Annotated in this window: 10 protein-coding genes and 1 pseudogene; all 11 read right to left on the bottom strand. The window is 40.1% G+C overall.

The window, feature by feature from the left end:
* Window positions 1-7 precede the first annotated feature (7 nt).
* Window positions 8-1204, bottom strand: coding sequence for a MobT family relaxase (mobT, locus tag CCC20_RS11325; protein WP_119362474.1), 1197 nt, complete (start codon window positions 1202-1204; stop codon window positions 8-10).
* A gap of 183 nt (window positions 1205-1387) precedes the next feature.
* On the bottom strand, window positions 1388-2773 hold the full coding sequence (locus CCC20_RS11330) for an FtsK/SpoIIIE domain-containing protein (protein ID WP_445585637.1): 1386 nt from the start codon (window positions 2771-2773) through the stop codon (window positions 1388-1390).
* Window positions 2774-2855: 82 nt separating this feature from the next.
* Window positions 2856-3272 carry a 2-thiouracil desulfurase family protein gene (locus CCC20_RS11335; RefSeq protein WP_117508783.1) on the bottom strand — a complete coding sequence of 139 codons (417 nt, stop codon included), beginning with the start codon at window positions 3270-3272 and terminating at the stop codon, window positions 2856-2858.
* Window positions 3273-3341: 69 nt separating this feature from the next.
* Window positions 3342-3731 carry a YdcP family protein gene (locus CCC20_RS11340; protein WP_009319862.1) on the bottom strand — a complete coding sequence of 130 codons (390 nt, stop codon included), beginning with the start codon at window positions 3729-3731 and terminating at the stop codon, window positions 3342-3344.
* Window positions 3732-3746: 15 nt separating this feature from the next.
* Entirely contained in the window at window positions 3747-4073 is a 327-nt protein-coding gene (locus CCC20_RS11345; protein WP_004843348.1) for a YdcP family protein, read from the bottom strand.
* Between the two features lie 234 nt (window positions 4074-4307).
* A pseudogene (locus tag CCC20_RS11350) lies at window positions 4308-7357 on the bottom strand (SrtB-anchored collagen-binding adhesin).
* 385 nt (window positions 7358-7742) lie between these two features.
* Entirely contained in the window at window positions 7743-8294 is a 552-nt protein-coding gene (locus tag CCC20_RS11355; protein ID WP_287180411.1) for a sugar O-acetyltransferase, read from the bottom strand.
* 1 nt (window position 8295) lies between these two features.
* Window positions 8296-9075, bottom strand: a complete 780-nt coding sequence (rnhB, locus tag CCC20_RS11360; RefSeq protein WP_117508882.1) for a ribonuclease HII — start codon at window positions 9073-9075, stop codon at window positions 8296-8298.
* Window positions 9062-9916 (bottom strand): ribosome biogenesis GTPase YlqF, encoded by an 855-nt coding sequence (gene ylqF / locus CCC20_RS11365; protein WP_003064765.1) that lies wholly within the window; start codon window positions 9914-9916, stop codon window positions 9062-9064. The genes rnhB and ylqF overlap by 14 nt, the downstream gene beginning before the upstream one ends.
* Window positions 9917-10302: 386 nt before the next feature.
* On the bottom strand, window positions 10303-10428 hold the full coding sequence (locus tag CCC20_RS11370) for a hypothetical protein (RefSeq protein ID WP_425314574.1): 126 nt from the start codon (window positions 10426-10428) through the stop codon (window positions 10303-10305).
* A 296-nt stretch (window positions 10429-10724) separates the two neighbouring features.
* On the bottom strand, window positions 10725-11581 hold an 857-nt coding region (locus tag CCC20_RS11375), incomplete at its 5' end, for a sensor histidine kinase (protein ID WP_287180412.1).

Here is an 11581-nt window from a genome sequence, read left to right on the forward strand (position 1 = left end):
ATCACTCCTAACTTTCCACCAAATCTTTTGCAGGGGTCGTCTGCTGTTTGATTATCATTTCATGCTTTTCTGTGAGCTTTGCCTGCTGTTCGATTGTTTCCATGTAGTCTGTACCGTTTCCCTTATCAATCTTTTTCAGCATTTTCAAGGTTGGTGCTACCTGCCTTTGTACCCAACGCAATGTACGTTCTAAGGTGTAAGGCTCTGGCTTTGTCGTCAGTTTCAAGCTCTGTCTGTTATCGCCGATAAACCAAGCCCAGCGGTCATTGAGCTTCCAGTCATTTTTTCGCTTGTCTGGTTCTTCATCAACAAACCGCACATACTGGTTGATGATAGAAAAAGCAGTCTGTTCTGCGTCATAATAAGTCAACAAATCTCGTACTGCATAATAGGCTCGTTCATTTCTAAGCCGTATCTCAAAACGATTGATAATGTCGGCTTCTTCAAGCGGTGTCCCTAACTTGACGTACTGCTCATAGTCTTTTTCATAGATACAGAAATACACATCTGATTTCAGCGAACCAAGATAAAGTGTACGTCCCATATATTCTCTGTCGTCCTCTCTGTGCTTGATAAGTTCGCCAGACTGGTAAAACTTATAACTTCTGGACTTTCCGATATATTCCCGTTTTCTGCATTTTTCCGCAAGCTCTGGAATATCCAAAATGCCCGTATGGTCGTTGATAGCAAGGTCGATACGTTTCATCACGCCACCGTCTATAAGTGCGTCCATGAGGAAGTCATACCAGCTTCTTTGCTGTGCCAGCAGGTAACTTTCAAACTGTCGGCAACCACGCCCCTTTAATTCTAAAAGGACACCTTTTTCTTCGTCAGCCGACGTATAGATAAAGATGTCCCCTAAAGAATAATGCTCCGCATAACTGTAATGTCCGTAATCTTCATGGAGCATATAATTGATATTCAGTTTTAATATATCTTTGATGATGTGCTGTATATCCAGCGTGGAAAAACGAATTTTCACATAATCAAACAGCATGGTAAGCGGTGCTTCTGGATTGAACCTTGCCAGTTCTTTATGCAGAGTTTCCAGAAGTTCCTTTGACGGCTTCATTTTTCCACTTTCTATCTTGTTGAGATATTCCCTTGTGATACCCGAAGCCACCGCCAGCCTGCCTTGTGAGATACCGTAAGCAATCCGTTTCTCCCGTAATTCTTTTATCCATTGTTCTTCATTCAGAACCATACCCCCAATCTGTAAAGTGTGAAGTTTTTTAAGGCGACTTCACAGTCGATTTTTACTAGAAAACCATGTCAGAAGCCTTATGTTTCCTATGTTTTTTGTCTATTGTCTATTTGCAAACGTACCCCTCTGTTAGATACCGAGGGGTTTTACCTGCTGGCGTGGCTTACGCCACACCAGCAACGGCTAGTCCGTGCCGTCGCCTTTCGCTTCGCACGTCGCCGTCCCGTCCTGCCTTGCTTGTGCAAGAGAGCCGATAGTCTGCAAAAAATCATGTCCTTTCGGGACTAAAGGCGTGTAAAACTCACTGATAACGCTTGTTCCCACATCACAATAGCCACGCCCCTTGATACGCTTCTGAAAAAACTGTTTTTTCACATCTGAACCGAACAGCATACCGTAACCTAATTCGCTGATACGCCCCAAGCCCACACGGAAATTGAAGTTATCTCTGATACCGTCCGAGAAATACTTTGCGTCTGGACGCTGGCAGGCAACGATAAGGAAATAACCTGCTTGTCGTCCTAACATAACGATTTTCTTTAACTGGCTAAGTAAGCTCACACTTTCTTTCGTCCCCAGCATTTCAAAAAATGCTACATATTCATCAAAGATAAGAAAGCAGGGTGGCAGTCCCAGATAGGCATAGTTTTCGCCCGTCTTATAGTTCGGGTGTTGCTTCATTTCCTCACTTCGCTGTACCATGCCCTCATAAAAGGCATTGACACAGTCTATCATTTCTTCTTTGGTGTGATACACATTTCCCATAACTGTTCCTAAGTCTGCTAAGTCCGCATTTTTCGGGTCTAAGATGTAAAGGACAGCGTTAGTATGCAGTAAGGCTTCAATGAGCGTCAGCAGAAAATACGTTTTACCGCCACCAGTCCCACCAGCAATCAGAGCGTGAGGGAGTGCGTCATATTCCCAGACAAGATTTTTCATCAGTCTAAGACAGCCGTTTTCTGCCCGTACTTCATCAATGGTAATGCGGTTCGCTATCATATCATAAAGCAGGGTATATTCGATATAACCGTCATGTAAGGTCTTGTCGGTCAGTTCGCAATACAAGCCACTTTCCAATTTATCCTCTAACCGTAAAAGCTGGTCTTGATATTTCCCCAGCGTAATTTCACAGCGGATATGAAGCAGTCCCTTTTCCATTTGATAATAAATCTTTGGAAACCAGACGATTTTTTCCCTTGATCTGCTTTGCAGGTCAGTAAAAAAACCGCTGTCTTGTACGGTATCAGCTTCATACCACTTATTTTCCAGTACCATTCTTGCCAGCTTTTGACGGTGCAGGAGCTTCTTGAAACCGTCGTAACAAAAGCGGTAATATAGAAAAGCGACCAATGCACAAACACCAGTCGCTATCAGTATGGTTATGAAGTTGTAAGGGGAAAGCGTCAAGCCGTTCTCTAACAAGCTGAAATGCTCCCAATCGGTACACATGAGCTGTTTGATATTGAGTAACAAGAGAACCGCCACGAATACAAACAGAAGCGTCCCTATGGAAAAATGATAGACAAGGTGTTTGTCGCTGGCTCTGATACGGTGTCCTTTGTTCCAAATCTTACGCATAAATCAATCACTCCTTTCTGGGTATGAAAAAAACAGTCAATCCTAAGACTAACTGCTTTTTCATTACTATTCATTAAAAATCTTCTGAGTCCAACACTTTATATCCAGCCTCAATTAACGCTTGTGCAAACAGACCTTGACCTTTTATCAATTTTCCCGTAAAACTACCATCATAAATATTTTTGACTGCACAAGTTGGGCTTCTTGATTGCAGAATAACTAAGTCTATTTCCACACTTTTTATTTCATTTAAAGCCAACTGTACCGCATGACGATATTCCTCATCAACAATATTTCCATTTATATCCATGACAATACCATTTACTATTTCCGCACTAGGACGTGGTGTAGGCATATTCGCTAATAATTCTGGACAAATCTCGATAACCTCTTTGTCTTTTAGAAACTCTACAACTTTCGGATTGAGATTATTCCCACCGTTATATTTGCAGTTTTTTCCCATGATACATGAACTAACTAATACTTTCATAGATAAGCACCTCACAATTTATCCTAATTATATCATTCAACGAATTACCTCACAATAAAAATCTAATCTCTAATTTTGTTTTTTCGGCTGTCCCTGCGTGTTATTATTCTGTGGATTGCCTGCGTTCTGGTTGCCTTTATTCTTCAAGACAATATCCTCTGCCTTTACATACCAGTCCACATCTGCACCACCAAACGTCTTTCTTGATACCGTATCGGCTACGGGATTGACAAGCTCCACGACTGCATTGTAAGGAAATTCCCTTAACGGTACTTCTGGCGGTACAGACACGGGGATAATTCCACCATGCAGACTGCACTTCAAATCATAGATACGCTTTTTAAGCTGGGTACTCGGTGTTCCGTCCTCATTCTGCAAGAACACATCACGCACCGCTGTAAATTTTAATTCTCCAAATGTTTTCTCTTTGTCAATAACAAACCCGTTTGATAATCTCATAAATTCTTCACTCCTTTACTTTTCTTCAACTGCTACAATATCATCAGCAACTAACACATAATCGGTATGTCCCATATCCCCGATTGCATAACCTCTGCCGTATAACTTCGGATTGACAAGTTTTACTTTCTGTTCATACTTGAACTTTTTTTCGCCAGCCTGCACGGGAATTTCTACCACAACATTTTCGCCTTTCTGTACGTCAGAATAAAGGTTATAGCTTCGTCTTGCTAAGACCCTGCGGTTATTTTTATCTCTTTCAAAGACTGGCTCACTTTCGCCTGCAAATTCAAGAGTTCCAAAAGACTGTACCATATCTGGCACGACATATTTCATTTCCATATTGTTTTACCTCGTTTCTTTCTATTTTTGATAAATTGATTGTGATTTCTTATTCTGGCGGTTTGGGAAGTACCAGCAATCCCACAGATAGTAAAGGGTAAAATCAATGCTTACGCACCCTTGACTATCCGTGTTCTTGCAGGTTGTTGGCAGACAAGCCAGAATAAGCGGAAGTCTGCCGTTTGACCGATTCGGCGGAGAGCGTGATTTTTCTTTCTTCATACCGTTACTGCCTTATGATTTCTTCATTTTACGGCGTTTGTAGAAGAAGATACCTGCCAGCCCAGCACCAGAAGTCATAAGAAGTGCAAGCAGTCCGTAAAGGTTGGTGTTATCGCCCGTTTTGGGACTGTCGCTAGGTCTGTTAGGCTTTTCTGGTGTCGGTGGCGTTTCGGGTTTTTCTGGTTCTTCTGACTTTTCCTTAAAGGTAATCGTCTGTCCCTTATCCTCAATATCCTTATGCTCGGTAACTTTCTTCGGCTCGTCTGGATTGCTCAAATCATATAATTCTTCAAAAGTTACAAGCTGTTTGCCGTCAAGAGAAGTAGCGTCAAACGTAAAAGCAACTTCCACTTTCATAGTTTTGCTGTCAGCGGTAAACGTATAATCGCTTTCCACACGCTTTCCATTGATAAGAAGTTCTGCATTTTCTTCTTTCAACATCTGCCAGCCCACAAGTTTGTACTGTGTACCGATTTCTAAGCCCTCTAAGGTTACGGTATCAATGATTGTAACGTCTTTTCCTGCTTCAAGCTCTTTGTTGCCGTCCTTATCGGTAGCGGTCGTATGTATCTTGATGATACGCTCTGTGATAAGTACCGTTTGCCCGTCGTCCTCAATGTCTTTGTGTTCTGCAACTTTTACGGGTTCGTCTGGATTGCTTAAATCATACAATTCTTCAAAGGTAACAAGGTTTTTGCCACCTAAAGCAGACGCATTGAATGTATAGGAAATTTCCACTTTCATTTCCTCATCATCAGCGACAAAGGTATAATCGTTTTCTACACGTTTCCCGTCAATAAGAAGTTCTGCGTTTTCTTCCTTTAACATCTGCCAGCCTTTGAGCTGATATTTTGTGCCTTTTGTAAGTCCGTCCAATTTTACAGTATCAACAATCGTAATCTCTTTTCCTGCAAGGATAGTTTTTTCGCCGTCCTTGCTGGTCGCTGTGGTATGGATAGAAATTTCTTTTTCGTATTCATCAGTCAGCGTTCCTAAATCAATCACAAGGTTATTTCTTGATACCACGATTTCAAAAGGTGGGATAAGTTCAAAGCCTTTGTTACTATCAGAGCGTAATTCTTCAATGATGTAGGTATCATAAGGTAATGCACCCTTGCTGTCGTCTGGTTCAGAAGTTCCAAACCATACACCGTCCTCGCTTGTCTTGCCTGCGTTAGTATTGTGCTTATGTGAAGCCCATTCAGAAGAAGTGGAGAACTGCCCGTTATCATCAGTTACCACAACATGATTTTCGCCCGTTGTCTTGCTTGTGATCCTAAAGGGAACATCAGCAAGACGCTTGTGTGTGCCTGCACCGATTTTTACACCCTCAATATCTCCACGCTTAATCTGATTGTAGATAGAATGGGCTTCGTCGGTTAAGTCCACGATTTTTCCGTTTTCTGTGATTGTAAAATCAATCGGTTTCGCACCGTCAGTTAAGTAACCGTCGAGAGCTTCACTTTCAACGATACGGAAGTTTCCATAAGGTAAAAGGTCAGCAGAAGTAGAAGCGACACCCTCAAGGTCTGTATGAATAGTCTTTACCACTTCATTTTTCTTGTATAACTTGCCCTCAACCAAAACAGAATTATCATTTAAGGAAATGATGTCAAAAGCAGTATCTTTCAAAGTGGCACTTCCTTGTGGCTTTGTATCGCTCGTTTCTAAATCTCGTTTCTGAATTTTCACACCGCCACGGATAACCTTGTCTGATACGGAAAACTGGTTACTTCCAGATAGTACGGCAAGGTCGCCGTCCTCGGTAATCTGTGTTACATACAAGCCCTTAATCTGTTCGGACTTATCGCCAGCCTGCATATATGCACCGTCTAACAAGTAACCGTTTGGAGCTTTTGTTTCCTCAACGGTTAGTGTCCCAAGTGGAAGAACCGCTTTGCCGTCCTGCATATAGAAGCTGTCGCCAGATACCTTGTATGCGTCCGTTAATTTTGTGATGTAATGAGTTGTCCCGTCGCTGTCAGTTTCAGCGATTGTCTTTGTAACCCATGTACGAGTAGCTTCGGCAGGGAGATTGTCTTTGTTATAGAAGCCAGCATAATACTTCCATGTAAATTCCGCACCTGCTAAAGAAGCGTTCCCCTGCGGATTGTCTTTCTGTGTTTCCATATCAATCTTGAAAAGCTCAATCAACGTGTCCGTTACTTTTGGTGTATCAGATACTTTCAAAGTCGCTGTTTTTCCAGCTTCAACCTTTAAGGAATATATAGTTTTATCTACTTTATATCCTGCTGGTGCGGATAATTCCTTGATATAGACTAGACTGTGCCTGCTTTTACCTCTACAACATCTGTATTTCCGTTTTCATCAGTCGTAAGAGTGGCAAGCTGTTTCGTGCAGTTCTTATCAGAAAAGACACCGTATGTTGCACCAGCGATAGAGTAATTCCCGTTACCGTCTGTAATGCTGGTATTACTGGTAGCCTTTTTAAGTTTCGCATTTCCGATATTTAACTTCGCCCAGAATTGCCCCAATTCCTGCCCCTCGCCAGAGTAGATATAACCGCCACATTCATAACGTCCTTTATTTTCTTTGACAAAGGCTCTTGCACCAGAGAAAACTTCGTCCTGCGTTGCCTTTGGAATTTCATCATAAGAAGCTCTCACGTTGTCGCATTGCCAGCCAAGATGTACGCTCAATCTCTGCCAGACAACAAGCTGTCTTAAAAGGTAGGCGTGATTGTTGCTTATTCCGCTGTGGCTGTCTGTGTACTGTTTCACATATTCGATAGATAAGGCAACGTCGCTTATCTGGTCGGCACTCATACGGGTGCTTGCGTCAATTCTGGTCTTGTAGCCATTCCTAAAATCTGTGTTAATGTCGATACAGTAAGCGTCCTCGCCCTCGACGGTCAAATGTCCCTCGTTAAAAGTAGAACCAATCGAACCGTCATTCATTACTTTTTCAACGATACCGACACGCTCTTTTGACTCCGTCCAGTATTGCTTGCTTTCTGCATGAACGGGTGTCGTCGGTAAAGTAGTAACGACAGTTGCAAGAGCTAAGAAGCCAGTACACAATCGTTTTAACATCTTTTTCATAAATCTAATGCTCCTTTCATTTTGGGTAATAAAATAGCCGTCCAATAAGAACGGCTGGAAATAGAAAAGGAACGTCATGTTAGGCGTTCCATAGTCTATAAGTTATTCAATTTTTTCTTGTTTCAATACTGATGTGTTGTACCATATCTTTGCATATCTAGGAAAACTTGCGTATCAAGGCTCATTCGTTAGTAGTAAATAAGTAGTAAATTGATGTGTTTGTTTCCTTGAAAATGCTGATAGATACTGTGTTTTAGCGGATAATCAGATTTTTATTGTGTTTTTAATTTAAACAATTCAAAATTATTCATGTTTTCTACCTCACTAATTTATTATTCGAAAAAAAGCCCTGAAAAAACAGGGCTTAGTGAGTGTATTTTACGTATTAATCAAGCGTTTTTATGATTTTTGCAGGATTTCCAGCGAGAACCACGTTATCGCCAAAAGATTTTGTGACGACTGCGCCAGCACCAACGACAACGTTGTCTCCTAAGGTAACCCCAGGTAGAATGGTCACGCCGCCGCCAAACCAAACATTATCTCCAATAGTGATTGGTGCACCGTATTCAAGACCTGAAATACGTTCTTTGGCATCAAGTGGGTGTAACGGTGTTAACAATTGACAATTTGGTCCAAACATTGCGTTGTCGCCAATGTGAATCTCGCAGACATCAAGCATGGTACAGTTATAATTGGCATAGAAATTCTCACCCACATAAATATTTGAACCATAATCACAAACAAAACGTGGATTCATTGTCAATTTTTCACCTGTTGACCCAAACAGAGTTTTTATAATTTCTCTTTGCTTATCACGGTCGTCCTCGTTATTAAACAACTTCATTTTTCGGCGTGCTTCCAGACGCATGGCAGTTAGCTCTGCATCTCCAGCATCGTATAGTTGCCCAGCTAACATTTTTTCTTTTTCGCTTGTCATATTAAGGCTCCTTTAGCATGGATTTTATTGGTTCGAATGTTTTACGGTGAATTGGTGTGATGCCATATTTTTTAAGACCTTCTAAGTGCTCTTTGGTTCCATAGCCAACGTTTTTTTCAAAGGCATACCCAGGATAATCATTGGCATAGTCAGCCATTATGCGGTCACGTGTTACTTTAGCAACGATAGAAGCCGCTGCAATTGATAAGGAGTTGGCATCACCTTTGAGGAGTGATTGTTGTGGAATCGAAGTTTCCAAATGCATGGCATCAATTAAAAGATAATCAGGTTTTGTCACCTCACCTTTCAGTTGATTAATGGCTTGCAACATACCGACTTTTGTAGCTTCGTAGATATTAATCTGGTCAATGACATTATTGTCAACAATTCCGATTCCAATTCCTAAAGCACGCGCAAGGATTTCTTGATAAATTTCCTCATGGTGCTTCTTAGGAATTTTTTTAGAATCATTGAGGTGTTTAATTTTACAATTTTTTGGAAGAATAACGCACGCTGTGACAACAGGTCCTGCTAATGGTCCTCTACCAACTTCATCAATCCCAGCAATGGCTTGGTAACCTTGTTGATAAAGTTCTTTTTCGTAGCGCAGCATATTTTCCAAGCGTAAGTCTTCATCAATATCCGCTTGAATAGCTTTTTTTCGCTGCTGAATCGCCTTTTGGACCCCTGCACGACTATCTGACTCATAAGCTTGCCAGCGTGCGTCATCAAGGCTCTCAATCGCTGCTAGCGCTTCTTTGATTTCTTTAACGGTCGCCATTTTCAACTTCTCCTACGACATCCAAAGTGTAACGACCAAGTTTGCCTTCGCGGACATCTTTAACAAAAAGGCTATAAAAACGGTCATAATCATCACGAAAGCCCAATTTTTGTGTCATAGCCATAATAATCTCAGGCGCTTCTTCTTCTAAGCTGATACCTTTGAAGCGTTCAACAAGACGTTCTGGATAGTATTTTTTAAAGAAATTAAGCCCAAAAATCGTTACTTCATCCATTGGCAAAAGCTGGTCCTTAATAGCACCTGTTAAAGCGAGTTTGAGCCCCACTATTTCGTCCTCGAATTTTGGCCAAAGAATCCCTGGGGTATCTAGGATTTCCAAGTCTTTATTAGACTTAAGCCATTGTTGTCCTTTAGTAACCCCAGGTTTATTGCCAACGACTGCAATTTTTTTACCTGCCAAACGGTTCATTAATGTTGATTTACCAGCGTTTGGAATACCAATAATCATTGTACGCAAAGTCTCTTTTTGAATGCCACGTTCACGTAATTTAGCTAATTTATCAGCCATTAATGATTTGGCGGCATCGGTTACCAATTTTACAGTAGCTTGTTCTTTTGAATTAACGGCTAGGGTTTTGATGCCTTGTTTTTCAAAATAGTTACGCCATTCTTTTGTACGATTACTATCAGCAAGGTCGGCTTTGTTCAAAATCATTAATTTCGGTTTATCTCCGACGATTTTGGTTAACATTGGATTTTGGCTTGATAGTGGCAAACGAGCGTCAACTAAAATTGTCACAAAATCAACGTGTTTCAGATTTTCCTGAACTTGTCGGCGTGCTTTCGACATATGCCCAGGAAACCATTGAATAGTAGCCATGTAAAATAAATTCCTTTCGTATCAAGGGGTTAACGGGGGCAAGCCTGCCTAAATTTTGTCAGGTCACCAAATTTAGGCTAATTTTACCAAACCATTTCATCCCCAATAATTTTTTGCTTTCCTTCGCGAATACATATTATCTCAAAATTAGGATGATATTAACAATTTTGCTAGAAAGTTAACATTAATATGCCTTGGAAGATAGCTTTCTTTTATTCCAATTATATCTCGGAACTCTTTTAAATTCAAATTCGTTTTTCTGCTTTTTCAATCCAATCATTTAGTGTCTGAGAATACTTCCAAGATTAATAGCTTAAAGCAGAAAAAGAAAATCGAGATTTATATTTAATAGGAAAATTGACAATGCTATTATATCATGATTTTCTTTATTTTACCGTATTCTTACGACGGTTTAATTCCTTGTAATAATCTTTCACGACACTACGGACAACTTTCTTTAAACAACTTTCAAAACGACATTGAACTGTTTTCTGGAAGTCAGACGGCTTCATCAATCTCACCTCCTTTCCTTTATGATTTGAAAAGTGTTTATCCCTCTTTCCGCACCATATAAGGACAGCTAGGTGTGATTTCATGACCTCTTTTGAAAAATTTTTGATTTTTTTCGGGTATGAAAAAAGCCCGCACAAAACATATGGTCTGTACGAGCTTTTAAAGCTGAAGCATATTTAATTTTTAGTAGCGTGCTATTATTAGGTTGAGTTTGATTGTAAAGAATTGTGCTTAAAGCTTTCCATAACGCAAGCTCCCTTAAAGCACCGTGTCAATGTTGGCATGGTTTTTCAAATTACTCTGAAAAATTATGGACTGTTCCTTTTGGAAATGTAATTATCAGTCTTGTATATTCTTTTTCCGTAGAAGCAATATCTAATTTCAAACCCAATCTATCGCATAATTTTTTCGACAAATACAGTCCCATACCCGTTGCATTTGCTTTGCTTCTATTTGAACCAGTAAAACCTTTTTCAAATACACGGGATAAATCAGATGTTTTTATTCCACAGCCGTTATCTTCAATCACAAGCAGTATATTTGTTCCGTTGTCTTGACTGTATATCGTCAGTTTATTTTCCTGCTTATCAAAATACTTAATCGCATTTTGCACGATTTGAGATAGAATGAATGTCAGCCATTTTTCATCAGTATAAACGACATTTTCTATATCATGGATATTGATAATTGCTTTCCTTTCCATAAGTGAATGACGGAATTTCAGAATAACATTATGTATCACTTCGTCTAACTGCAACTGTTTTACAAAATAGTCCTTTTCCGTGTTTTCACTTCTTGCATAATAGAGCATTTGCTCCACTAACTGAAATATCTTGTCTGTTTCTTTTTTTAACGTGTAATTTTTCGTGTTATCAAGCGTCAAAGACAATGCCCCTATCGGTATTTTAATTTCATGGGCGAAACTTTCCACATATTCTTGATAATCCTGCTTTTCCTCTGTGATTTTACCGATTTCATCATTCATAGATTTGCAGGCTTTTTTTAGTGCGTAATAATAGGCTTCATTTTGAAATTCTTTTGGCTTTGGTAAAATATCTGCAATATAGTAGGTTCCTTCCAGTCCGTCTACTAAATCAATAATATGTTGTGAAGCCTTACGTTTCTTCCGATACAAACACCATTGAAAAGCCC

The organism is Streptococcus sp. LMAG:39 (assembly GCF_008680485.1).
Taxonomy (GTDB): Bacteria; Bacillota; Bacilli; order Lactobacillales; family Streptococcaceae; genus Streptococcus; species Streptococcus pasteurianus.

What these genes read in the sequence shown, in the direction of transcription:
- CCC20_RS11335 (WP_117508783.1), bottom strand. Translation starts at nt 3,272, where the DNA reads ATGAAAGTATTAGTTAGTTCATGTATCATGGGAAAAAACTGCAAATAT.
- mobT (WP_119362474.1), bottom strand. Translation starts at nt 1,204, where the DNA reads ATGGTTCTGAATGAAGAACAATGGATAAAAGAATTACGGGAGAAACGG.
- CCC20_RS11340 (WP_009319862.1), bottom strand. Translation starts at nt 3,731, where the DNA reads ATGAGATTATCAAACGGGTTTGTTATTGACAAAGAGAAAACATTTGGA.
- CCC20_RS11370 (WP_425314574.1), bottom strand. Translation starts at nt 10,428, where the DNA reads ATGAAGCCGTCTGACTTCCAGAAAACAGTTCAATGTCGTTTTGAAAGT.
- CCC20_RS11345 (WP_004843348.1), bottom strand. Translation starts at nt 4,073, where the DNA reads ATGGAAATGAAATATGTCGTGCCAGATATGGTACAGTCTTTTGGAACT.
- CCC20_RS11355 (WP_287180411.1), bottom strand. Translation starts at nt 8,294, where the DNA reads ATGACAAGCGAAAAAGAAAAAATGTTAGCTGGGCAACTATACGATGCT.
- ylqF (WP_003064765.1), bottom strand. Translation starts at nt 9,916, where the DNA reads ATGGCTACTATTCAATGGTTTCCTGGGCATATGTCGAAAGCACGCCGA.
- rnhB (WP_117508882.1), bottom strand. Translation starts at nt 9,075, where the DNA reads ATGGCGACCGTTAAAGAAATCAAAGAAGCGCTAGCAGCGATTGAGAGC.